This window comes from Sphingopyxis sp. YR583 (assembly GCF_900108295.1).
In the GTDB taxonomy this organism is placed as follows: Bacteria; Pseudomonadota; Alphaproteobacteria; order Sphingomonadales; family Sphingomonadaceae; genus Sphingopyxis.
The window spans coordinates 709532-733170 of record NZ_FNWK01000001.1; the positions used below are offsets into that span (position 1 = coordinate 709532).

Sequence of the window (23639 nt, forward strand, 5' to 3'; positions counted from 1 at the left end):
TCGCATAACGCCGCACCCCAAATAGGGTTGCGCGCACTCACGCGCGCAAGACTTCACTGGTTTCGGCGTGCCGCCACCGCGAGCCGGGCCACCACGTCCTCATCGCGGATACGGCGCCAGCGCGCCTCGACGAAGCTATGGACACCGAAGAGAAAAAGACCTGCGGCAACGAGCAGATAGAGGGTCGGATTATCCGTCAGCGAGGCGAGCGCATCGCCGAGACCCTTGACCTCGCCTGCGGAGCCGAACCAGCCCGCGCGGACCAGCGAATAGCCGATGACAGCAAACACCAAGGCGCGCGCCGCCAAGCCGGCGCGGCCCACGGGCACCGCCCAGCGCGGAGCGCCCGGTGCGAGGTCCTTCGCGAACTCAGTCGTCCAGGCCTTGACGGCCTGCTGCGCCGCCGCCGCGAGAAAGCCGGCGCCCACGAGGCCGAGCAGCGCACCGCCAAGCGGCAGGTCGAGCAACATGCCGGCCGCTTCCTGTTCCCGGCCGTCTTCGCTTGCGCCACCGCCCCAAGCGAGCCGCAAGGCCGCCCAAGCGAGCAGGAAATGCGCCATACCGCTGGCGCTATAGCCGATACGCGTCGCAATCCCTTTCGCGTCGCTTCCCTTCCCTTCGCTGTCGAGCGCAGCGCCATAGAGGCGGTAGGCCCCATAAAGTGCCAGCCCCACCGCGAGCAGAGCAAGCAGGATCGTACCCGCCGGCATTTCGCGCACCGACCGGAACACGGCCTGCGGGCTAGGATCATCGGCGCCCGAGCCGGTGACCGCGATGTAAGCGAGCAGGCAATAGACGACACCGCGCGCGAACCAGCCCGTCCTGGCGAATGTTTCGAGCCGTCTTAGCCTGTTCATTGCGCCTCTCCTGCGGCCTAGTTCACAAGCCAACGCCCGCCCTCGGGCGCAGTTCCGCCCTACAGCTTCGCACACCATGGCTGCCTACTGGCGCTCGCTTCGCTACACGCATTTGCAGGTCCATGCGGTCACGCCCCTTCGCGACGCCGTGGACACCGGAACCCAGGCTCGCGAAGCGCGTTGAGCAGCCAGCAGATCGACAGCAATGGCGGAGGGACCGACAATGAATATATTGGAAAAAGTGCCGGCGTCAGTAAGCCGCTTCTCCTTGCGGGACATCGCAGAAACGCGATCGCAGAGCGACCGGATTGCGGATGTCGCGGACTGGGTTGTCACGAATATCCCTTGGACGGTAGCGGTGACCGACTGTTCCGAATTTCATGATCGCTGGCCGTTGCTGACGCGCGCTGACCTTGCTGCCGTCGAGGACGAGTTGAACAGACGCTGCGCGGCGATCGAGGCGGGCGGGACCGATCTAGATACGATTGCCGCAGCCATGACCGGTCGCCCGACCTATTGCTCCGCAGCTGCGGACTGGCTCGCTCTCAATCCCGGAAAAAGCATTGCCGATCACGAATTCTTCCGCCTGTTCGGGCAGCTGACACGAGCGGAGCTGATCCTCGCCGCCATCGACCATAAGCAGCGCATTCTCCGAGGCTGCCGAAGCTAGCTTGGCTCCATTCGGCTTGGCGGATCGGGACCGCTACTGAGCGGTGCTGGATGCATATAGCGCAACCGCTCCCGGCTATGCGCGTTACCGAGGCAGCCCGGAAGGAGATGACATGCGCGCCCTTATCTTCATCGCCGCCCCCCTCTGCCTCCTTGCGGCCTGCTCCGACAAGAATGAAGCGGCGGAGGAAAGGCTCGAAAAGGCCTCCGAAACGAGTGCCACGGTGGCCGGCCCTGTCCCCGCCGCGCTCGGCCTCAGCGAAGCACAGCTTCTCGACGCCGATCTTGTCGACATCAACGGCAAGGAGCTTGGCGAGGTCGCTCAGGTGCTTCGAGATTCGGACCAGAAGGTCGATCGCCTCCTCGTCGAGCTCGAGGGTCCAGGCGACCGCTATGTCCATGTGCCGATTCTAGGGCTGAAACCGGTGGTCAAGGGCAGCGATACCGATCTTCAGACGACGATGACCAAGGAAAGGCTCGTAGCTTTGCCCGAGGTCAAGCTTACGGCGCCCTGACCCGTCACCCGTTGTCGCTGCTCGGCGAAGCCATGCAGCGACTTGATCCAGATCAGGTCTGGACGCTTCTTGCATCGTCCCGCCGATAATTCAGGCAGCCTTTGCCGCCGCGATGCATTTACGGCAATATGACACGATCCATCGCATTCGTCGGCGCGGGCCCGACCGCCATCTACACCCTGCAGGCGCTTCTCGGACAACAACCCGAGCCGTTCGCGTTGACCATATTCGAGGCACAGCCGGTCGCGGGCCGCGGCACACCCTATAGTCCGGGGTGGAACGATCCGGCGATGCTGGCGAATATCGCGAGCATCGAAATTCCCCCACTTGGCTTGAGGCTTGCCGACTGGCTCAAGGACCAGTCGGCCGAAGCTCTCGCCGCGATGGACATCGACCGGAGCCGGATCGACGAGCGAGCTTTCTATCCACGTCTAGTGCTCGGCAAATATTTTCAGGACCGCTTTAACGCACTTCTCGATCAGGCGCGCGGCGCGGGTATCGACGTCAGACTGCGAACGCGGTGCCGGGTGATCGATGCGGTCAGCGGCCCCGAGGGCATGGCCCTCCACCTTCGCGAGCAGTCGGGCGCCGCCGGCCAAGAACGCTTCGATCATGTGGTGCTCGCGACAGGTCACCAATGGCCCGACAATTCCGAAGCCCGCCCGGGCTATTTCATTAGCCCCTGGCCGGCCGATGCGCTCGCGGCGATCCCGGCTTGCGAAGTCGGCATTCGCGGCTCGTCACTGAGCGCGATCGACGCCGCCGTCGCCCTGGCTCTGGCGCATGGCGAATTCGTCGAGAGCAACGACGGCAGCATCGCCTACGAGCCCGCCACAGGAACCGAAGGCTTCCACATGACGATGATGTCGCGAAAGGGCCTGCTACCCGAAGCCGATTTCTTCGCGCCCCTGCCTTACGAGCCTCTCGCTATCTGTACGGCGGAGGCAATGGAAGCGCTGCTCGCAGCGGACGGCTTGCTTCTCGAACCCGCCTTCGCGCTTTTCAAGGAAGAGCTCGCAGCCGCCGATCCCGATTATGCCGAGGCGATCGGCATCGCGGCGCTCGCACTCGAAGATTTCTGCGAACGCTATTTTGCGGATCGCGCTGACGCAGACCCTTTCGAATGGGCGGTGCAGAATCTCGCCGAGGCGGAGCAAAATTATGCCGATGAGCGTGTGGTGCCCTGGCGCTACGCAATTTTGCGGATGCACGAAGTGCTCGCGCTGATCGTCCCGCAGCTCGACCCCGAAGAATATCGCCGCTTCAACCGGCACTTTAAACCGGTGTTCGTCGACGATTATGCGACCGTCCCGCATGCGTCGATCCGGCGGATGCTCGCGCTGCATCGCGCCGGCAAGCTGTCCGTCCGGGCGATCGGCGACGACTACCGCATCTACAGCCATCGGCCCGAGGGCGGCGCCGCCGTCATCGTCGACGGTGCGTATCACAAATATGATGCCTTTATCGAAGCAACGGGCCAGCGGCCGCTCGCTGCCAAGGCCTTCCCTTTCCCCTCGCTGCTGCAGCAGGGCGTCATCCGCGACGCCCAGCCCGAAGCGCCTCCGAGCGCGCTTCGGGGAATCGCGGTCGACGACCAGTTCCATCCGGTGTCCGAAGACATTCCGGAGGACCAGCTCTTCTGCCTCAGCCTGCCCTTCCTCCTCGGACGGCACCCTTTCATCCAGGGCATAACGAGCTCGCACGAGATGGGCGAGATCGTGGGCGAGCAGCTTGCTGTTGCCCTTCAGGCAGGGGCTGCCGCGGGACCCGGCGACGTCTCGGCAGCGATAGCGGCATGAAGCTTTTCGCCATCTACATCGGCGGCGAGCATGAGCTCGCCAACATCGAACTTCACGACATGCGCTTCGTCGCCGCCCCCTCGATCCGCGACACTTACCTTAGACTTCGTGAACAATGGTGGGGCATCCCCAAGAGCCTGCATATCGACTGTTGGGCCGAGCTCGATCAAGTTGACGGCTATGACATCACGCTGCGGCCAGAGCCTTTCACGGGCCCGGAACGCCTCTTTTATGTGAACCTCGGCGGATATGCTCCCGGCGAGTTCGCCGAACTCCACAAGAATATGTTCGTCGTTGCGACCGATCTCGCCAAAGCGAAGGTGCGGGCGCTGAAGAGCGTGCGAGGCTGGAGCCAGGCGCACCGTGACGACGTCTATGAAGCCGAGCATGCGTTCGATCTCGCGTCCGCCGCGGGCGAACAGCATCTCTTCATCCACCTGACGCCAGGCGACCGCGTCAAAGAACTCTCGGTCACTTCCGACTATATCCCGATCAGGGTTAGACCGACCCCCTAGTTCCGCGGCGGAACATTCCTCCGAAGAGCGTGGCGGATCGCTTCGGGACGGTTGCCGTCCGGCCCGAATTTGAGGAGAACGTTAACGGGTGAAGGCCTCGGCCACAAAATCCCGGCCAAGCCGCAGGCCCACCTGATCGACGCTATGCCCCACGCCAGGGGAGATGTGGGTTGTGACATCGACATCGAGACGCTTGAGCTCGCTTTCCGACATATGCAGCGCAGCGATCGGCACCACGGGATCGGCCGTACCGTGCACCAGCAGTATAGGCGGCTTCGGGCCAGCCGCGCGGTCCAATCCGAGCGTCCCCGCGAGCATCCCCGAATAGCCGACGACGGCCGCGACCTCGCGGGGGCGGCGCAGGGCGACGTGCAGCGCCATCATCGTTCCCTGGCTGAAGCCGATAAGCGCCAGATCCGCCTCGCTCAGACCATATTGCGCGAGCTTGCGGTCGATAAAGGCATCGATCGCAGGCGCTGCGGAGGCGGCCCCAGCCGCGAGAGCCGACGGGGCAAAGCCGGAGAGCCCCCACCATTGATAGCCAGATCCCATCATGCCGCAGCGCTGCGGGGCATGCGGCGCGAGAAACAGCGTGTCGGGGAGCGCGTCCTGCCACTGCGGGGCGAGCGTAATCATGTCGGTCCCGCTCGACCCGAAACCGTGCAGCAGCAGCACGATCTTCTTCGGCGCCCCGCCGCAGCGGGGTTGGAGGCTGGCGCCATTTACAATCTTCAAGAAAATATCTCTTCACTCATGGGGATCGGGAGCAATCTGGTCACGCCGCCATGGGTGCGCAAGCCGTCAAATGTGCGGACGACGCAAGGCTCCCCGAAACGATGAACATTCCGCCCGGCCCAACATGGCGACCCTCTCCGAACGCTTCGTGCCGAGAGGGGGCTCATGCAGCGGAACTGCGGCTCCGCACGAACGTTTCCCGATGATCGAGACTGGAGATGCTCGACCTAATTTAACGGAGAGACATGATGAAAAAGCTTCTGACAATGTTCGCGGTGGGCGGCATGCTGATCCTGTCGGCCTGCAACACGATCGACGGCGCGGGCAAGGACGTCGAGTCCGCCGGCGACTGTGTCGATGGCGTCAAGGGCAACTGCTAGAACGCTATAGTCGGGTTGACCGGGACGCGCCTCGGCGGGTCCCGGCGATCCGGGTGCTGGCCAGCCGCCCCGTCAACACAAACCGACGGAACGGATTCATCCGATCGCTGTTTTCATCGCAACGGAAACACTTGCCGTTGAAAGGGGAACAGAGGTGAAGAATGATCTCGCGACGGGACCGCGCTGGATGGGCGATGCCGGCAAGGGCGCGACAAGCGAACGGCTCGGTATATTCCTTCGCAAGCTGATGAGCCACAGCCGTCTTTCGACCGCGGACCAGGAGGCCGTTCTCGCGCTTCCGTACACGATCAGGCGGCTCGGACCGAACGACATCATCTTTCGCGAAGGCGAGAAAGCGGTCATCTGCCCCATCCTCCTCTCGGGCTTCGCCTACCGGCATAAATCTGCGGCTGACGGCGGCCGTCAGATCGTTTCGCTCAAGATTCCCGGCGACGCGCTCGACTTCCAGTCGCTCTATCTCGAGGTCGCCGATCACAGCCTGCAAGCGCTCACCGACGTCGAGTTGGCGGTCTTTCCGCTGAAGGAGCTGGAAAAGATCGTAGCGCCGCGTCCGGGGCTGGCGCGGGCGGTTCTCGTCGACATATTGGTCGAAGCCTCGATCGGCCGCGAATGGCTGCTCAATCTCGGCCGGCGCAATGCTCTCGCGCGGCTCGCGCATTTGCTCTGCGAACTCAACCACCGGATCACCCGGATAGCGGGAGAGCCGCTGGCCGGGCTTGAACTTCCCCTGACGCAGGAGCAACTGGCCGATCTTCTCGGCCTCACCCCCGTTCACGTCAACCGGACCATCAAGACTCTCGAGCGCGAGGGCGCCGTGAAGCGCGTATCGCGGCGTCTCACCATCGGCAATCTCGATACGCTCCAGCATATCGCCGGATTTAACGATCTGTATCTGCATCGAAATGACAGCTGAGTGGTTGATGGGGAAAGGCGCCTGCGCCGCGACACCGGAAAGTGAACCCATGGCCCGCTATTTTTTCCACCTCGTCGATCACAGCGTCGATCTCGACGACATGGGCATGGAATTTGCGAACCCGGAAGACGCGAAGCGCGAGGCCGTCCGCTATGCCTCCAGCCTCCTGGCCGACGACCCCGGTCTGCGGCTCCCCGACAATGGTCTGCGGATCAATGTGACGCGAGAGGATGGACAGCTTTCCTTCGCCTTGCTGATCCTGGCGGTCGACGGCCAGCAGCCTGGCGGCCCCATCCGGGTGATCGACGAGCGAGAGATTCCTGTTCCGACCTGAAGAGGCGCGCCGGCGCCCGGAGGATCATAGTCGATGCTCAAAACAAAGGCCGGACTGCGCGATCAGCGCAGCCCGGCCCGAGCGAGCTTTTAGGGCGCTCGCCGATCAGCGGTTCTGACGGTTCTCGTCATCGCGGCCGGCATGGTTGTCCTTGTCGGCATCCTGGCCCGGCTGGCGGCGATCGCCATCCTTCTGTTCCTGCTGGCGGTCGCCACCAGGCTGATTGCCCTGCTGCTGGTTGCCGCCCTGATTGCCTTGGTTGTTCTGCGCCATGATCGCGTCCTCACATCACAAATCGTCCGAAGGTGGACGATGGAGAGACGCACCAGAACAAGTCAATGTTCCTCATAAAACAGCGACTTAACTTATGTTATGGGGTTTTCGTCAGCGCGCTGGGAGCATGTCCTGAAGCGCTACCTATCAGGCGCTTGGGCGCCATAGCTTCGAGACTGCCAACGAAGACGGCGGTGCCGCTTCGATCAGGTTCCGGCAATCAGCGCCTTCACCCGGCGCGCGAAGCTGTCCATCTGGAACGGTTTGGTCATGACGTGCATTCCGGGCGCCAGATGACCATGGTTGAGCACCGCATTCTCGGCGTAGCCGGTGATGAAGAGGATCTCGAGATTTGGAAGGGTCTCGCGCACCGTTTCGGCAAGCTGGCGGCCATTCATCCCGCCGGGCAGGCCGACGTCGGTGATGAGCAGGCTGATCGCCTCGCCCCCGGCGAGCTGCCTGAGCGCGCTCCGGCCGTCTTCCGCCTCGATGACATGATAGCCGAGATCCTCGAGCTGTTCGGCTGCGAGCATGCGAACGAGCGGTTCGTCGTCGACGAGCAGGATCGTCTCGCCGCGCGACGACAGCGGAACTGGTTCCGACGCGGCGGCCGGCGTCTCTTCGGCAACCGCGGCGGCATCGCGGTGGCGCGGAAAATAGATGCACACCATCGTGCCCTTGCCGGCTTCGCTGTAGATGCGCGCCGCGCCGCCCGACTGCCCGGCAAAGCCATAGACCATCGAGAGCCCGAGCCCGGTGCCCTCGCCCGTCGGCTTGGTCGTGAAAAAGGGGTCGAACGCCCGCGCCGCGGTTTCGTCGTCCATCCCGCTGCCGGTGTCGGACACGCACAGCGAGACATATTGGCCGGGCTCGATCCCGCGCATGATCGCGGCGCTCTCGTCCATCCAGCGGTTCGAGGTCTCGATCGTCAGCTTGCCGCCGTCGGGCATCGCGTCGCGGGCATTGATGCAGAGGTTGAGGAGCGCATTCTCGAGTTGGCCGGCATCGACATTGATCGTCCAGAGGCCCGTGCCGCCGACGGTCTCGACCTCGATCGACGGGCCGACGCTGCGGCCGATCAGCTCGAGCATATCGTCGACCAGCCGGTTGATCGCGGTCGGCTTGGGATCCAGCGTCTGCCTCCGCGAGAAGGCCAGGAGCCGCTGCGTTAGATTGGCGGCGCGCCGCGTCGCCGACGTGGCGGCGGTGATGTAGCGATCGAGTTCGCCCACCCGCCCCTGCGCAAGCCGCGCGGTCATCACCTCGAGGCTGCCGCCGATGCCGGCGAGGATATTGTTGAAGTCGTGCGCGATCCCGCCGGTAAGCTGCCCGACCGCCTCCATCTTCTGGCTCTGCCGCAACACCTCCTCGACCGCCATCAGCTCGTTGGTGCGCTCCTCGACCTGCCGCTCGAGCGTCGCGTTAAGTTCGGCGAGCGCGATCTCGGCGCGGCGGCGCGCGGTGATATCCTGAAAGAGCACCGCGACCTGCCGCTTGCTCGGCGGCTCGATCCGCACCGCGGCGAGTTCGAGGAAGCGCCCCGTGGCGACAAGCTCCTGCTGGAAGCGGATCGGCTCGCCGGTGCGGAGCACCGCGCCGTACCGCTCGACCCAGCTGTCGGCCTCGTCGCCGACCATCTCGCGAAGCTTCTGCCCCACGACGTCTGGAATGCCGGCATGCCGGGCATAAGCCGCATTCGCCTCGACATGGATATAGTCGCTGTCGGGCCCATGCGGTCCGTCGAAGAATTCGATGATGCAGAAGCCCTCGTCGATCGCATCGAACAGCCCGCGATAGAGTTCCTCGCTCTCGCGCCGCACCCGGTCGACCTGCACGCGTTCGGTGACATCGGTGCCCTGGACGAACACGCCGACGACCGACCCTTCGGGCCCGGTGATCGGCTGGTAGACGAAGTCGAGGAAATGCTCGTCGGGATCGGCGCCTGGCGCCGCCTGCATCATGAAGCGGGCATTGCGGGCGGTATAGGCTTCGCCGGACCGGTACACCCGGTCGAGGATGAAGAGAAAGCCCTGGTCGACCGCGTCGGGCAGCGCTTCGGCGACGGTCTGCCCGACGACGGACCGCCCGCCGATCAATCGGACATAGGCCGGGTTCACATGTTCGAAGCGATGCTCGGGTCCGCGAAGCATCGCCAAGAAGGTCGGCGCCTGCTCGAACATGCTGGCCAGAACTGCACCGATGTCCGTCCCGGCCTGTTGCAAAATCGTCGCCCTTCCTGAACCGTCCCTCGCCCCGCCCCATCGCGGGTCAAAGCGGCTGTGTTCGAGAACCCCGCAGCGCGCGGGGAGTTCCTGCCATCGATCAAGGTCGTAAACTTAACCTAGGATAAGTCGAGGAAATCCGGGCGTGACAAGGCTGGAATGGCTCCATAGGATTGTGCGCAACCGGATCCGATATTGACTCTCCAGCCTCTCCACAGCGCCCTGCGCGACCATACCGCCGCGCAGCATGAAAGGCTGGACGCGGCGATCGGCGCGTTCGCGACGCTCGACGCCTATCGCGGCTTCCTGCGAGCCAGCTATCGGTTCCGGGCGGCGGCGGAGACCGCGCTCGCCGGTTTCGCACCTTGGCCGCCGCTTTCCCTCGCGCCGCTCATGAAGGCGGACTTGGCGACGCTGGGCGAGACCGTTCCTCCCGCCCCTCCTCCTCCCGGCTTCGCCGCGAGCGGGCCGCGGCGGCTTGGCATGTCTTACGTCCTCGAAGGCTCCGCGCTCGGGTCGCGGCTGCTGGTGCAGCGAGCACACACCCTCGGGCTTTCGGCCGACAACGGCGCCGGTCATCTCGCCGCCCAATCGTCCGACCGGCCCCGGTGGCCGGCTTTCCTGCACCTGCTCTCCGACACGCCGTCCCCCTATCATGCCGAGGTTCTTGAAGGCGCCGCGCTGACCTTCGACCTCGCCCTCGCCCTTTATCTGCCAGAGACGATATGACCGACACCCCCCGGGTCGACCTGACCAATTGCGATCGCGAGCCGATCCATATTCCGGGCAGCATCCAGCCCCATGGCTGCCTCCTCGCGTGCGACGCCGCTGCCGTCACCATCCTCCGCCATTCACGGAATTGCGGGCAAATGCTCGGGATCGAAGACGCGCTCAACGGCCGCGACCTTGCCGGTGTCGCGGGACCCGAGCTCACGCATGAGCTGCGCAACGCGCTGTCTCGCGCGCAGCTCAGCGGACGGTCCGCCCTTCTGTTCGACCAGGCCCTCCCGAACGGCCGGCGCTTCGATGTCTCGGTGCACCGCTTCAAGGGCAGCGCGATCATCGAGTTCGAGCCGGCGCAGGGCGAGATTGCCGCGCCGCTCGAAATGGCGCGCGCGATGACCGGGCGGATCGCGACGATCGACAGGATCGATCGGCTCACCCGTGACGGCGCGCGCCTCGTGCAGGCCGCGCTCGGCTATGACCGCGTCATGATCTACCAGTTCGGACCCGATGGCGCGGGCAAGGTGATCAGCGAGGTCAAGCGCGGCGATCTCGAAAGCTTCCTCGGCCAATATTTTCCCGCGACCGATATCCCGCAGCAGGCGCGCGCGCTGTATCTCAAGAACAGCATCCGCATCATCTCGGACGCGAACTTCGAACGCATCGCGATCGAGCCGGCGCTCGACGCGTCGGGCGAACCGCTCGACCTCTCCTTTGCGCACCTCAGAAGCGTGTCGCCGATCCACTGCGAATATCTTCGCAACATGGGGGTCGGCGCCTCGATGTCGATCTCGATCATCGTCGACGGCGAACTCTGGGGCCTCATCGCCTGCCATCATTATGGTCCGCGTACGCTGACCATGGCGCAGCGCGTCGCGGCCGAGATGTTCGGCGAATTTTTCTCCCTGCACCTGAGCGCGCTCGGCCACAAACAGACGCTCGAGGCCGCGCATGCCGCGCGCGCGGCGCTCGACGCCTTTCTTCGCGACACGGTCGGCACGCTCGATATCAATGCGATGCTGCGCGAGAAGATGCCCGAATTCTCGAAGCTCATTCCCGCCGACAGCGCCGCGATGTGGCTCAACGGACAGCTGACGAACGTCGGCGAGGTTCCGCCGCGCGAGACGATCCTTGCCCTCACGCGCTTCGCCGAGAATGTCGCCGAGGGCCAGATCTGGGCCAGCCACAAGCTCGCGAACGCCGTGCCGGGAGCGGAGGCCTATGCCGACACCGCAGCGGGGGTGCTGATCGTCCCCCTGTCGCAGCGGCCGCGCGACTTTCTCTTCTTCTTCCGCAAGGAAGTCGTGCACACGCTCGATTGGGCAGGCAATCCTGACAAGACCTATGAGACGGGGCCGCTCGGCGACCGGCTCACGCCGCGCAAGAGCTTCGCGATCTGGAAGGAGACGGTGCGGCACGAGAGCACGCCCTGGACCGAGGCCGACCGCAAGTTCGCCGAAGCCGCGCGCGCCGCGCTCGTCGAGGTGATCCTCCAGCACAGCGAACGCCTTGCCGACGAGCGCTCGAAGGCCGAGCTGCGCCAGCGCATGCTCAACGAGGAGCTCAATCATCGAGTAAAGAATATCCTCGCGGTCATCCGCTCGCTCGTCGTGCATCCGACCGCCGATGGCGAAACCCTCGAAAATTATGCCAATTCGCTGCGCGGCCGCATCCAGGCGCTCTCGCTCGCGCATGACCAGGTGGTGCGCAGCGACGGCGGCGGCGCGCTCGCCGATCTTTTGAAGGCCGAACTCATGCCCTATTGGGCGGGCGGCGAGCGGATCGCGCTCGAAGGGCCGCCGGTATGGATGGATGCCCGCGCCTATTCGATCATGGCGCTCGTGCTCCACGAACTGTCCACCAATGCCGCCAAATATGGCGCGCTCTCGGCCAGTAACGGGCAATTGTCGGTCAGCTGGTCGCTCAACGAGACCGGCGCCTGCCGGCTCCTCTGGCGCGAAAGCGGCGGCCCGCGCGTCGAGATGCCGAGCCGCCGCGGCTTCGGCTCGGTTCTCATCGAACGCAGCGTTCCGTTCGACCTCGGCGGGACGAGCGACCTCGACTACAAGGCCGACGGACTACAGGCGGAGTTTCTCATTCCCGGGCGCTTCATTTCGCTTCGCGAAGCGCCGGTCCTGCCGAGGAAGGATGACGATATGGCGCCTGACGAGAATTTCACCGGGCTGCTCGAGGGAAGGACCGCGCTGCTCGTCGAAGACCAGATGCTCATCGCGATCGACCTCGAACAGATCCTCGAGGAGGCGGGCGTCCGCATTCTGGCCACGCTGACGACTTCGCGCGACGCGATCGAGTTTCTCTCGCGCCACCGTCCCGACTTCGCGGTTCTCGACGTCAATCTCGGCAGCGAGACGTCCGAGGCGATCGCGAGGACGCTGATGGTGCAAGGATCGCCCTTCCTCTTCGCAACGGGTTATGGCGACGATGGCGCGATACCCGATGATCTTGCGCGCGTGCCGGTTGTCCGCAAGCCGTTCGAGCGCGACGCCATTCTCGCCGAGCTTGGCGCGCTCATCGGACCGGGAGTCTCCGCCGGCTGACATCGGTGCGCCACGCACCGTTCGATGCCGAGCCCTGCAATCCAACAATTTTCCCGCCGGGAACAGAATTGTCGGCTTTTTACAAGATTGTGCCGGCCAGTTCGCTAAACCTCGCCACAACAGCTCGATCCGCCGCGGGGCCTTATGCGACCCACGGCCGCAAGGTGGATGGAGGGGGGCGATGCGTGCATCGTTGAAGCGGCGAGAGGCCCATGCCTCTCGCCGCTTCTTTTTTTTGCCATTTTCCGCCCGACCGCGCGGACCGGGCGCCGCTGCGGCAATGGACCCATTGCATCATAGGATAAGTCCGTACGAAAACAGACGTCCCCGACCGCGATGCGAGGCAACTTTGCCGCCCGGCGCGCGCTTGTCCATGAGACCGCCAGGCAAGAGGATGGACCCGACATGACCGCGACGACCAGCAACTCCGGCTTCAGCAAGCTTCTCGCACTCGGCACGCTCGGCGCCCTGTTCTGGTTCACGCGGAGCAAGTCGAAGGGGGTCGTCACCGACAAGCATTCGGCGGCGTTCGCCGACGGCGAAACGCATCCCGAAAATTTCGACCAGACGCGATCGGCGGGGCCGGCGGGGATGCGCGACGAGGTCCGCCGTCCATGGGAGCCGGTCGACCAGGCATCCGACGAATCCTTCCCCGCATCGGATCCGCCATCGACCTACTGACGCGGACCATTCCTGCATTTCCAGCTCCATCGAAACCAACTGCCGAGGACGTTCCGACGTTCTGCGGCTTCCTTAACTGTGCTTCATAACACGATGTATTAGATAGATATTAATTGGAACCACGCCCCACGTTCGGCGTTTTATTTCCGGTACTCAACCATGGAGAAATAGGATGAACAGCGATACCCTCAAGGGCAATTGGGAACAGGTCAAAGGTCATGTCCAGAAGAAGTGGGGCGAACTCACCAATGACGAGATCGACCAGATCAACGGCAACCGCAAAATCCTCGCCGGCAAGATCCAGGAAAAATATGGACGCGCGCAGGACGAAGCCGAGCGCGAAATCGACGATTTCGAGAACAGCTACTGACCTCCTGGTGGTCAGCGGCGGCCCGCGCAGCACGTCTGCGCGGGCCTTTCCGTGCCCGGCGCACGTCTGAAGCAGGCGGCGGCGAGGAAACGCCCGGCGCTCTGCCGTCGCCCCGATCGCGTTCGCTCCTGCCACGGCGGCGCACCGTGCTGGCGACCGGTGGATTGCTTGCCATCTTCATCGTCCTTGGGCTCGGCGCCTTTCCTGTCGGCGCGCTGCGCGGCATGGCGGAGCGCAAGCTCTCGGACGAGTTCGGCGCGCCCTTCACGATCGGAGGGCTCTCGCGCGCGGAATTTTTCACTTTCTCGCCGGAAATCATCGTCCGCGATGTCCGGATCGGCCAGCCGCGATGGGCGGGAACGGGGGACTTTCTGAGGATCGGCAGCGCCAGCGCAAGGGTGCCGATCTTCTCGCTCCTCGCCGGCAGTCCGGACGTCCAAACCTTGCGCATTGCCGACCTCGACGCAGCGCTCGTGCGCGACGCGCAAGGCAGGAGCAACTGGGCCGGGCGAACCGAGAGGACGCCCCCGGCAGCGGATCGTCCGTTCCGGCTCGAGCGGCTTCTGGTCGAGCGAGGGCGCTTCTCACTCCGTGACGCAAAACGCCGCCTCGAGCTCAGGGGCACGCTTGCGGCCGGCCCCTCCTCCGGCCTGAAAATCGAAGCGAGCGGCACCTTCGACGGCGCACCCGCGCGGCTCACCGCCAGCGGCAGCCCCCTCGCGGCAAGCGACGCAAGTGCCGCCTGGCCCTTCACGGCCCGGCTCGCAGCAGGTGCTTTCGACCTCGACGCGCGCGGCACGATGGCCGACGCGCTCAATACGCAGTCGATGAAGCTCAAGATGCGGGCCCGCGGGAGAAACCTCAAGCAGCTCGACTATATCATCGAGGCCGGACTCTTCGGGACCCAGGACATCGATCTTTCCGGCGACGTGCGCCGCGACGGCAGCGACTGGCATGTCGACCGGCTCGACGGCACGATCGGTCGCTCGCGGCTCCACACGAAAGCGACGGTTCTGAAACGCGGCGGCCGCACGAAGATCGACGCGACCGTCGAGGCACCGCAGTTCGATTTCGACGATCTGGCCGATGACGCCGGCCTCGCTCTCGCGCGTGCCAAGGAAGCGCGGATCGGCAAGCGAGTCATTCCCGATACCCGGATCAATCTCTCCAGGATGGGACCGACCGACGGGACCATCCGCTTCTCGGCGGCGAGGCTTCTCATCAAGGGCGGATCGGCCTTCCGAAGTCTCAAGGGCGATCTCGTCCTCGATCGCCGCCTGCTCAGGGTGGAGAATATGGTCGCGGGTCTGGATGCCGGCCGGCTGACCGGCCGGGTCGAGATCGACTCTCGCGGCAATACGCCCATTCTCGCGGCAGATCTGCGGCTCACGGGAAGCTCGCTCGCCACCATGATCGGCCAGCCGGACATGATCCGCGGGCCGCTGCAGGGCGTGGTCCGGATTAGCGGCCAAGGCGATACGGTCCGCGAAGCCTTTGCATCGGGAAGCGGCAAGATCGCCTTCGCCGCGAGCAGCGGCGCCGTAAACCGGGCGGCGGCCTTCATATTGGGCCAGGATCTTGGCGGCGCGATCGGTCAGAAGCTTGGCGACGAGGATGCCATGACGCCGCTGCGCTGTGCGATCCTCGTGTTCACGGTGAAAGGCGGCGTGCTCACGCCCGCGCCGCTCACGATTGATACCGAGGTCTCGCGCGGGACCGGCCGCGGACGGATCGATCTCGACGGCGAGACGATCGCCCTCACCTTGGCCGGAGCGGCAAGGGAAAAGGCCGCGCTCAAACTCGTCGATCCGATCCGGGTCACGGGCACCTTGTCGAGTCCCGCGATCGCGCTGGAGCCGCCAGGGACATCGAAAAAGCAATCGGGCGGGGTGTTCGGCATGGTCACGCGCTCGATCGGAAGCGCGCTTGGCCTTCGCAAGGATCGGAAGTCTGCGGCCCCTCCCCCTGCAGCCGCTGCGAATTGTCCAGCCCTCGTGGAAGCCGCGCTCCGTTAGCGGCGGCAGGCCACTGACTTCAGCAAACTACAGGGAATCCCGGTTACAATCCCCGTTAGGAGAAATTGCTAAAGTCCTAGCGTGGCCGGTTGCAGTCAGGCTGCATGTAGATCAATCGCTCTTCTGGCGTCCTGTGTCACTCCATGCGTATCGCCGCGCGGCTGTCTGACGCCACGTCTCGGTCGGATCGCCGCCGGCGAACGCAACTCCAGCACGTCCGATTTCGGCCCCGACAAGGCTTTTAAAGATATCCCGACGAAATTTCCGATTGCCTCGCCCAAGACGCTGTTCCCCGCATTTTTCGGTTCTGTGACAGGTTGCAGCTGGATATCAGTGACCAGTCTTGAAACCGGAAAAGAGGCTTCCTAATTTTTTGCCGGACGCCGGATTTTCCGGGCCTGCAGGACATGGAGGGCGCCGGCTCTATGTACCGGCGCATCTCATGCCCGAATTGCTTCAATCAGGAGGATTTGGAAATGAGAACCGATTTTGACTTTACCCCTTACCGCCGCTCGACGGTGGGCTTCGATCATCTTTTCGACCTGCTCGAAAAAGGGCAGCGTAGCGAGACGTCCGACGGCTATCCCGCCTTCGACATCGTGCGCGAGGCCGATGACCGCTTTCGCATCACGCTCGCGGTCCCGGGCTTCAAGCCCGACGAGATCGAGATCGTCGCGCAGCGGAACCAGCTCACTGTTACGGGCAGGCCCGCCGAAGAGGATGCGAAGCGCACCTACCTCCACCGCGGTATCGCGCGACGCGCGTTCGAGCGTCGCTTCCAGCTCGCCGACTATATCGAGGTCGGCAGCGCGAGCTTCGCCGACGGCCTGCTCACCATCGAGCTCAACCGGGTCATTCCCGAGGCGATGAAACCGCGCAAGATCGAGATCGGCGGCAGCAACACCGAACCGCGGCGGATCGGGACCTCCAACGAGAAGGATCTCGCGACCTCATAACCGTTGGCGGGGCCGCTACCATCTGGTGCGGCCCCGCCTTTCCAATTGCCAAGAGCTACGGCAGCCGCGCCGAGCGGATGACGCCGTTCCAGATGAGCTATGGCGCTTGCCCCTCACCGCCATCCAGCGACCGCAGCGCCGCAAGTACGTCGTCGACGGGCACAGCGCGCCGGGCACCGGGCGGTTTACGAAGGGCGGGCTTGTTGCGAACCGCTGCGCGATCCGATGCCCATGATGCAAGAAGCGCGCGCTTGACCTCGGGCTCGAGGCTCGGGTGGCGCGCCACCTCGAAGGGGTGAAGAAAACGGGAAAATGGCTCGGACATGCTTTTGCCTCCTTCCTTCTGTCCATTCCTTTCTCGTCGCGCGGCCAGACGCCGCGACCATAAATTTTGGGACCGAAGGGGATCGAGTCAAGAGGGTCAGAAGACTGACGACAGCCTCTCAGTGTCGACCTTGCCGCACCTCGGCTTACGCCATGGGCAGATTGCCAGACTATCACAGCAACGCTTCATCGCTCCGACAGGTGTTCGGCTGGCGATGCGCCCTGATCGCGTATAGGGAACGTCGGTCTATCATTTCCTGTCATAGGTATCGGATGCCAACAACCATCGGCAGGCGCGTGCTGCTGCTTCATAATGCCAAGGCGAGACAGGGCGAGGATGCGTTGCAGCCGGTTCGCACGCGCTTCGAGGCTGCTGGGCTGAAGGTCATCGTCGAGCCGTTCGAGAATCTGCCCGAGATTGCGCGCGATATCACGCGCCTTCATCAGACCGCCGACATGGTCGTCGTCTGCGGCGGGGATGGATCAATCTCGTCGTCAGCCCCCGCGGTGATCGAGAGCGGACTGCCGCTCGGCATCATTCCCGCCGGCACCGCGAACGACCTAGCGCGGACGCTATCGATCCCGATCGACTTCGCGGCCGCGGCCGACGTCATCGTCGCCGGTCATACGCGGCGGATCGATGCCGGCTTGGTGAACGGCCACGCTTTCTTCAACGTGGCGAGCATCGGTCTCAGCAGCGAACTCGCCCAGAAGCTCGATCCCGCCATCAAGAAAAGGTTCGGGCGACTCGGCTATGCTGTCGCCGCGCTCCGGATCCTTGCGGGCGCCCGGCGCTTTCGCGCCCGGATCATCGAGAAGGGACAAGCTGCGCGCGTCAAGACCTACCAGATCGCGATCGGAAACGGGCGGCTATATGGCGGCGGCAACGTCGTCGAGGAAACCGCGGCGATCGACGATGGCACGCTCGATCTCTACAGCCTCGAGATGACGAACCTCTGGAAACTGGCGCTGATGGTCCGCGCCTTCCGCTCGGGCACTCACGGAGCCTGGAAGGAAGTGCGGACCGCGCGCTGCACCGAGTTCGAGATCGAGACGCGGCGACCAATGCCGATCAACACGGACGGCGAGATCGTGACCGCGACCCCCGCACGGTTCCAGGTCCTGCCTGAAGCAGTCGAGGTGTTCGTGCCGTCAGAAGCAGGTCCCGGCAGCCACGCCCTTCGCTTCTATCACCGCTGAGACAACAGCGCGCCGAGGCTAGCGCCGCCCTGCGAACGCGGCCCCAGCTCGATATGCCCTAACGGTCATATTGGCAGCTATCGCTCTGGATCGCATGACATCTTCGCTCTCGCCATCATTCTTCCCCCCACCGTTGGCGAGAAATTGGAAGGAATGTTCGATGAAGCTTTCCCTGATCATGCTCCCGCTTGCCGCCACGGCGCTTGTCGCTACAGGCTCCGCGTCTGCAAAGAATCCGACGGTCGGCGGCGCGGCTATGTACGAGACCAAGAATATCGTCGAGAATGCCGCCGCTTCGCCGGATCACACGACGCTTGTCGCGGCGGTCAAGGCCGCCGGCCTTGTCGATACGCTCGCGTCGGCGGGACCGTTCACGGTGTTCGCGCCGACCAATGCCGCCTTTTCGAAGCTGCCTGCGGGTACAGTGGACACGCTCCTCAAGCCTGAGAACAAGACGGCGCTGACCGCGGTCCTGACCTATCATGTCGTACCGGGCCGGCTGACCGCGACAGACCTTGCCGCACAGGCCAGGGCTGGTGGCGGCAAGGCGGTACTGACCACGGTACAGGGCACAAAGCTGACGGCCTGGGAAAAGGACGGCGCCTGGTATGTCAGCGACACGAAAGGCAACAAGGCGAAGATCGGGCCCGCCGACGTGATGCAATCTAACGGCGTTATCCATGTGATCGACACGGTGCTGATGCCCTGATGGCAAGATAATCGGGCTCGCCGCGATTAAGGCGAGCCCGCATCTCTGTCAGACCCGCGTGGCGACCGACATACCTCAGATCATCGCTGCAGGCTGCCTGCTCGTAGAACCCGACATCAGAACCCTGCCTCTACCGCTAGCCGGATCGCGTCGGCGTTGGTCTCGACGCCAAGCGCGCGGAGCAAGGCCGCACGGTGCATCTTGACCGTCCGCTCCGAGAGGCCGAGCTCGAACCCCATCTGCTTGTTGAGCTGCCCCGCCGCCATCAACAGCAGGACCTCGCGCTGACGAGGCGAGAGACGCTCGATCCTTCGCCGCGCCTCCCCCTGGCGATCGACAAGCGCCGAAGGCGCGTCACCGACCTCCATCTGCGAGCCGAGAAAATATTCGAGCGAACCGTCCGTCCCGAAGATCGGTGCAACGAGCACCGCGTTGCGAAAAGGGCTTCCGTCCTTCCTGTAGTTCAGTATCTCGACGAGCGCCGGACGGCGGTCGCGTATGGCGTCACGAAGCTCCCCCGTCAGTTCTTCCTCGGTGCCGGGTCCGGCGAGGAAGCGGCAGTTGCGGCCGATCACTTCGGACGCTTCATAGCCTGTAAGCGCGACAAAGGCGTCGTTGCATTCGACAATTGGATTGTCGGGGAGCCGCGGATTGCTGATCACCGCCGCGATCGGACTCGTGGCGATCATCGCGCCTAAGGACATGCGACCTCTTCCTCTCTCGTTTCTTGCCAACCTGCCCGAACGGACATGTTGCGGCAAGGCCGGACGGGCGGGCAAGCAAGCGTCATGCTTCGCAAACTGCACTCTTCTTTCGCTTTCCGTTTCGTAACCCGCGCCGGCGTGCGACGCGGGCAACACACGGTGCCCTGCAAAACGCGCGAAGGCAGCGATTGATGCGCGTCGCGATCATCGGTGCCGGGATTTCCGGCCTCGCCTGTGCCGACGCCTTGCGCGCCGCCGGTCATATGCCCTCCCTGTTCGAGAAGGCGCGGGGTATCGGCGGCCGGATGTCGACGCGGCGGTCCGGGAGCGGCGGGCCCGCGATCAGTTTCGATCATGGCGCCACCCATTTCACCGCCCGTTCGGGCCCGTTCAAGGCGCTGGTCAACGACTGGCAGGCGCGCGGCCTCGCAGCGCCCTGGCCAGCCGCGGGACTCGACGCCTGGGTCGGCACCCCGACAATGAACGCGCCGCTCAAGCATATGGCGCGCGCGCACGACATATGTCTCGGGGCCCAGATCACCGCGATCACCCGGCAGGGAATGGGGTGGGCATGCCATAGCGAGCGAAAGCGGTTCGACGGCTTCGACGCCGTCGTTCTCGCCATCCCGGCCGAACAGGCCGCGCCGCTCCTGTCGCTCCATGATTTCGAGATGGCGCGCGCGGCGATGGGCGTTCCCTCGCGCCCGGTCTGGAGCGCGATGTTCGTGTTCCCCGAACGCATTGCTTCCCTGCCCGATTTCCTGCGCGGACCGGCGCCGCTGGTCTATGCCGTCCGCAACAACGCGCGACCGGGTCGCAGCGATGCCGAGCACTGGATCGTCCAGGCGGACTGGAGCTGGAGCGAGGCGCACCTCGCCGCGGATGCGGCCACTGCGGCGTCCGCAATTCTTGCCATTCTGGAAACCGCCGCGGGCGAGGCGCTGCCCGCCCCCCTCCTGTCCGACGCGCAGCGCTGGCGCTTCGCACAGCCTTCGGGGAGCGATCTCGGACATCTCTGGAACGCGTCCATCGGGCTCGGGGCCTGCGGCGACTGGCTTTCGCACGGCTTTGTCGAATATGCTTGGCAAAGCGGACATGCGCTTGGCGAGGTGATCGCCGTGGCGGACAGAGCCCGACCGGCCGCCCGGGCGCACTCCTGACATCCGCACGTCCCGCCCTCGATCACCCTGGAGCAAATGTTGAAGAAAGTCGTTGTCATCGGCGCCGGAATTGGCGGGTTGGCGCTTGCCATACGCCTCCAGTCTGCGGGCCTGTCCACCACCATCGTCGAGGCGCGCGACCGTCCGGGCGGCCGCGCCTATGTCTGGGAGCGGGACGGTTTCACCTTCGATGCGGGCCCGACCGTCATCACCGACCCCGATTGCCTCGCAGAACTCTGGGAACTCAGCGGCCATCGCCTGGCGGACGATGTCGAGTTGCTGCCGGTCCTGCCCTTCTACCGCCTGCAATGGCCCGATGGCACGACCTTCGACTACAGCAACGACGAGGACGGCCTTCGGCGCGAGATAGCGGCGCTCAGCCCTGAAGACGTCGCGGGATATCAGCGCTTTCTCGACTATTCTGCGGCGGTCCATGCCGAAGGCTATGTGAAGCTCGGCGCCGTCGCCTTCCTAGACTTCCGATCGATGCTCAAGGCCGCGCCGGCGCTGGCCCGGCAGCAGGCGTGGAAGTCGGTCTATGCCAAGGTCAGCGACTTCATCGCGAATGCAAAGCTGCGCGAGGCCTTTTCCTTCCACACGCTGCTCGTCGGCGGCAATCCGATGGCGACCAGCGCGATCTACGCGCTCATTCACAAGCTCGAAAAGGACGGGGGCGTCTGGTACGCGCGGGGCGGCACCAACCGCCTTGTCGCCGGCATGGTGAAGCATTTCGAGCGCATCGGCGGCAGGCTGATTCTCGGTGACGCCATTACCCGCATCCACACGCATGACGACCAGGCGACGGGCGTCAGCCTCGCCAGCGGCCGGAGCATCGACGCGGACGCGATCGCCTGCAATTCGGACGTGATGCACAGCTATCGCGACCTGCTCGACCATCGGCGAGGACCCCAGGCCGCGCGCCGCCTCGCGCGCAAGTCATGGACGCCGAGCCTGTTCGTGCTTCACCTTGGCGTGCGAGGCCACTTCCCCGACCTCCCGCATCACATGATCCTGTTCGGCGAACGCTATCGCGAGCTGCTGCAGGACATCTACCAGCGCGGCGTCGTCGCCGACGATTTCGCGATCTATCTTCATCATCCAAGCGCAACGGACCCGTCGGTGGCCCCGCCGGGGCACAGCACGCTCTACGCCCTCGTGCCCGTGCCCCACCTCGGCCATGCGCCGGTCGACTGGGCGATCGAGAGCGACCGGCTTGCCGCGCGCATCGTCGACAAGCTCGAGCAGCGCCTGCTTCCGGGTCTCGGGGACCGCATCGTCACCTGCCACCATTATGCGCCCCACGATTTCGCGGCCGATCTCGCCGCGCACCAGGGCAGTGCGTTCAGCCTTTCGCCGACGCTGACGCAAAGCGCCTGGTTCCGGACGCACAACCGCGACGATGTCATCGACAATCTCTATTTCGTCGGTGCCGGGACGCATCCCGGCGCGGGCATCCCCGGGGTCGTCGCCAGCGCCAAGGCGACCGCCGCGCTGATGATCGAAGACGCCGAGGCGCCCGCGGAGCCAAGCCTTCAAGCCTCAGGCTGACGCGTGATACGCACGAGGCTCCAGTCATAGCCGAGGTCCCGCACGCGCGTCTCGAGCATCGCCAGCAGGTCGGGATGAGGCACCGGCGCGCGCGTCAACGCCCAAAGATAGCGCCCCGAGGGCTCGCCGACGATAGACCAGTCATAATCGTCGCCGCGATCGAGTACCCAATAGTCACCGTAGAAGGGTCCGAAGAAGGAGACCTTGAGCTTGGCATTCATCGACCGGTCGACGAGCTTGGCGCGTCCGACCGATTTCTTCTGCTTGCCCGCGATGACGCCCTTGCGGCCGCGATTGACGACGCGCACCGTGCCGTCGCCGTTGAGCGAATAATCGGCGGTCACCGCCTCGAAACCCTTTTCGAACGACGCTTCGTAGCGAAACTGTTCGTACCAGCGGCCCATGTAGCGATCGAGATCGACCGGCTTCAAAGGCTCGGGAACGGAGCGATTGCCGACCGGCCCCGGGCGCGGGACAAAGCGCGCCGCGGCGATCAGCGACGCACCGACAACCCCGGCGGCCACGAGAGATTTCTTCATCTTGCATCCTTCGTCTGAACGGCCCGCGGGCCTTCCGCGTGCAACGCCCCGCGCGGCGCTACGATCCCGTTAAAATTCGATCCGGCTGCCATCCCATGCAAAGAAGCCCCCACTGTCTTCCGGCGTCAGCCCTCCTATGACGGCGAGCAGGTGCCGCGCGCCGTCGCCGGGCCGGAAGAGCCTGTCCACGGGCACATTGCGCTTAAAGGGTGCGGAAAGCGCCGTATCGACGGTCCCGGGGTGAAGGGCGACTGCGATCGCTTCGCGGTTGCGCTGCGCGAGTTCGATCGCGAAGCAGCGCACCAGCGCATTGAGCGCCGCTTTGGATGCGCGGTAGCTGTGCCAGCCGCCAAGGCGGTTGTCGCCGATCGATCCCACCCGGGCCGAGAGAAAGGCGATCACCGCGCGCCGTTCGCGCGCGAGAAGCGGAAGGAAGTATTTCGCCGCAAGCGCGGGTCCGATGCTGTTGATGGCGAACAGTTCCTCCATCGCGGCCAGATCAATTTGCCGGGCGCTCCGTTCAGGGCGTATGCCGACGCGGTGCAGCATGCCCGTCGCGACGATCACGAGGTCGAGAGGGCCTTCGGCAGCGATACGTCTCGCCGCCGCGCCCAGACTTGCTTCATCGAGCAGGTCGAAGCGAAATGGCTGCACGCGCTCGGTGCTGCTGGCCGTAGATGTCCGCGTGCCTGCATAGATCGTTTCGCATCCCGCCTCGGCGAGACGGTGAACCAGCGCCGCGCCAATGCCGCCACTCGCTCCCAGCACACACGCTCGAACAGCATCCATCGCATCCTCCAGATTGCTATGGATGCAGGCCGGAGCGGCCGATAGCGACATGCCCAATGGTGCAGCACATCGCTCAAGAGCGGCACTGTAACAGCAAGATAATGTGCGGAATGGCCGGTTGGTGTCCGTT

The 23639-nt window shown here is 64.7% G+C and carries 25 protein-coding genes; 17 read left to right on the top strand and 8 right to left on the bottom strand.

What is annotated here, in order from left to right:
- Positions 1-53: 53 nt before the first annotated feature.
- Entirely contained in the window at positions 54-857 is an 804-nt protein-coding gene (locus tag BLW56_RS03205; protein ID WP_177175790.1) for a DUF1206 domain-containing protein, read from the bottom strand.
- A 223-nt stretch (positions 858-1080) separates the two neighbouring features.
- Here BLW56_RS03205 and BLW56_RS03210 point away from each other — a divergent pair, with 223 nt between their 5' ends.
- The 4 genes from BLW56_RS03210 (at position 1081) to BLW56_RS03225 (ending at position 4355) form a co-directional block, all read left to right on the top strand.
- Entirely contained in the window at positions 1081-1527 is a 447-nt protein-coding gene (locus BLW56_RS03210; protein ID WP_143043355.1) for a hypothetical protein, read from the top strand.
- A gap of 112 nt (positions 1528-1639) precedes the next feature.
- On the top strand, positions 1640-2041 hold the full coding sequence (locus tag BLW56_RS03215) for a PRC-barrel domain-containing protein (RefSeq protein WP_093509208.1): 402 nt from the start codon (positions 1640-1642) through the stop codon (positions 2039-2041).
- A 128-nt stretch (positions 2042-2169) separates the two neighbouring features.
- A complete protein-coding gene (locus BLW56_RS03220) occupies positions 2170-3840 on the top strand; it encodes an FAD/NAD(P)-binding protein (RefSeq protein ID WP_093509209.1) in 1671 nt (556 codons plus the stop codon).
- On the top strand, positions 3837-4355 hold the full coding sequence (locus BLW56_RS03225; RefSeq protein WP_093509210.1) for a DUF1543 domain-containing protein: 519 nt from the start codon (positions 3837-3839) through the stop codon (positions 4353-4355). The genes BLW56_RS03220 and BLW56_RS03225 overlap by 4 nt, the downstream gene beginning before the upstream one ends.
- A gap of 81 nt (positions 4356-4436) precedes the next feature.
- Here the strand turns inward: BLW56_RS03225 and BLW56_RS03230 are convergent, their stop codons facing one another.
- Entirely contained in the window at positions 4437-5090 is a 654-nt protein-coding gene (locus tag BLW56_RS03230) for an alpha/beta hydrolase (RefSeq protein ID WP_093509211.1), read from the bottom strand.
- A gap of 248 nt (positions 5091-5338) precedes the next feature.
- Here BLW56_RS03230 and BLW56_RS03235 point away from each other — a divergent pair, with 248 nt between their 5' ends.
- The 3 genes from BLW56_RS03235 (at position 5339) to BLW56_RS03245 (ending at position 6738) form a co-directional block, all read left to right on the top strand.
- Positions 5339-5470 (top strand): entericidin A/B family lipoprotein, encoded by a 132-nt coding sequence (locus tag BLW56_RS03235; protein ID WP_093510753.1) that lies wholly within the window; start codon positions 5339-5341, stop codon positions 5468-5470.
- A gap of 154 nt (positions 5471-5624) precedes the next feature.
- On the top strand, positions 5625-6404 hold the full coding sequence (locus tag BLW56_RS03240; RefSeq protein ID WP_093509212.1) for a Crp/Fnr family transcriptional regulator: 780 nt from the start codon (positions 5625-5627) through the stop codon (positions 6402-6404).
- A complete protein-coding gene (locus tag BLW56_RS03245; protein ID WP_218140481.1) occupies positions 6394-6738 on the top strand; it encodes a DUF6894 family protein in 345 nt (114 codons plus the stop codon). Before BLW56_RS03240 ends, BLW56_RS03245 begins: the two co-directional genes overlap by 11 nt.
- A 105-nt stretch (positions 6739-6843) precedes the next feature.
- Here BLW56_RS03245 and BLW56_RS20530 read toward each other — a convergent pair whose 3' ends face one another.
- Both BLW56_RS20530 and BLW56_RS03250 read right to left on the bottom strand, forming a co-directional pair.
- Positions 6844-7011 carry a hypothetical protein gene (locus BLW56_RS20530; protein ID WP_177175791.1) on the bottom strand — a complete coding sequence of 56 codons (168 nt, stop codon included), beginning with the start codon at positions 7009-7011 and terminating at the stop codon, positions 6844-6846.
- A 206-nt stretch (positions 7012-7217) separates the two neighbouring features.
- On the bottom strand, positions 7218-9191 hold the full coding sequence (locus BLW56_RS03250) for a PAS domain-containing protein (RefSeq protein WP_093509214.1): 1974 nt from the start codon (positions 9189-9191) through the stop codon (positions 7218-7220).
- A gap of 237 nt (positions 9192-9428) precedes the next feature.
- On the opposite strand from BLW56_RS03250, the gene BLW56_RS03255 reads away from it, so the two are divergent.
- The 6 genes from BLW56_RS03255 to BLW56_RS03280 all read left to right on the top strand — a co-directional run bounded on the left by BLW56_RS03255 (position 9429) and on the right by BLW56_RS03280 (position 16536).
- A complete protein-coding gene (locus tag BLW56_RS03255) occupies positions 9429-9962 on the top strand; it encodes a biliverdin-producing heme oxygenase (protein ID WP_093509215.1) in 534 nt (177 codons plus the stop codon).
- Positions 9959-12514: an HWE histidine kinase domain-containing protein gene (locus BLW56_RS03260; protein WP_093509216.1), complete on the top strand. Its 2556-nt coding sequence runs from the start codon at positions 9959-9961 to the stop codon at positions 12512-12514. Before BLW56_RS03255 ends, BLW56_RS03260 begins: the two co-directional genes overlap by 4 nt.
- Positions 12515-12919: 405 nt before the next feature.
- A complete protein-coding gene (locus tag BLW56_RS03265; RefSeq protein WP_093509217.1) occupies positions 12920-13195 on the top strand; it encodes a hypothetical protein in 276 nt (91 codons plus the stop codon).
- Positions 13196-13367: 172 nt separating this feature from the next.
- Positions 13368-13565, top strand: a complete 198-nt coding sequence (locus tag BLW56_RS03270; protein ID WP_093509218.1) for a CsbD family protein — start codon at positions 13368-13370, stop codon at positions 13563-13565.
- 146 nt (positions 13566-13711) lie between these two features.
- Positions 13712-15580, top strand: coding sequence for an AsmA family protein (locus tag BLW56_RS03275; protein WP_093509219.1), 1869 nt, complete (start codon positions 13712-13714; stop codon positions 15578-15580).
- Positions 15581-16056: 476 nt separating this feature from the next.
- On the top strand, positions 16057-16536 hold the full coding sequence (locus BLW56_RS03280) for an Hsp20 family protein (RefSeq protein WP_093510754.1): 480 nt from the start codon (positions 16057-16059) through the stop codon (positions 16534-16536).
- 97 nt (positions 16537-16633) lie between these two features.
- Here BLW56_RS03280 and BLW56_RS03285 read toward each other — a convergent pair whose 3' ends face one another.
- The gene (locus BLW56_RS03285) at positions 16634-16861 is read right to left on the bottom strand and encodes a hypothetical protein (RefSeq protein WP_093509220.1); all 228 of its coding nucleotides are present in this window, start codon (positions 16859-16861) and stop codon (positions 16634-16636) included.
- Positions 16862-17133: 272 nt separating this feature from the next.
- On the opposite strand from BLW56_RS03285, the gene BLW56_RS03290 reads away from it, so the two are divergent.
- Together BLW56_RS03290 and BLW56_RS03295 are read left to right on the top strand one after the other, a co-directional pair.
- A complete protein-coding gene (locus BLW56_RS03290) occupies positions 17134-18060 on the top strand; it encodes a lipid kinase (protein ID WP_093509221.1) in 927 nt (308 codons plus the stop codon).
- 160 nt (positions 18061-18220) lie between these two features.
- Positions 18221-18769, top strand: a complete 549-nt coding sequence (locus tag BLW56_RS03295) for a fasciclin domain-containing protein (protein WP_177175792.1) — start codon at positions 18221-18223, stop codon at positions 18767-18769.
- 116 nt (positions 18770-18885) lie between these two features.
- Here BLW56_RS03295 and BLW56_RS03300 read toward each other — a convergent pair whose 3' ends face one another.
- Entirely contained in the window at positions 18886-19458 is a 573-nt protein-coding gene (locus tag BLW56_RS03300; RefSeq protein ID WP_093509222.1) for a PAS domain-containing protein, read from the bottom strand.
- A gap of 206 nt (positions 19459-19664) precedes the next feature.
- On the opposite strand from BLW56_RS03300, the gene BLW56_RS03305 reads away from it, so the two are divergent.
- Entirely contained in the window at positions 19665-20633 is a 969-nt protein-coding gene (locus tag BLW56_RS03305) for an NAD(P)/FAD-dependent oxidoreductase (protein WP_256203274.1), read from the top strand.
- 36 nt (positions 20634-20669) lie between these two features.
- Positions 20670-22181, top strand: a complete 1512-nt coding sequence (locus tag BLW56_RS03310; protein ID WP_093509224.1) for a phytoene desaturase — start codon at positions 20670-20672, stop codon at positions 22179-22181.
- Here the strand turns inward: BLW56_RS03310 and BLW56_RS03315 are convergent.
- Complete coding sequence (locus tag BLW56_RS03315) at positions 22166-22720, bottom strand: lipocalin family protein (protein ID WP_093509225.1); 555 nt, start codon at positions 22718-22720, stop codon at positions 22166-22168. The two genes, BLW56_RS03310 and BLW56_RS03315, sit on opposite strands and share 16 nt — an antisense overlap.
- Positions 22721-22789: 69 nt before the next feature.
- Entirely contained in the window at positions 22790-23509 is a 720-nt protein-coding gene (locus BLW56_RS03320; protein WP_093510756.1) for an SDR family NAD(P)-dependent oxidoreductase, read from the bottom strand.
- Between the last annotated feature and the right edge of the window lie 130 nt (positions 23510-23639).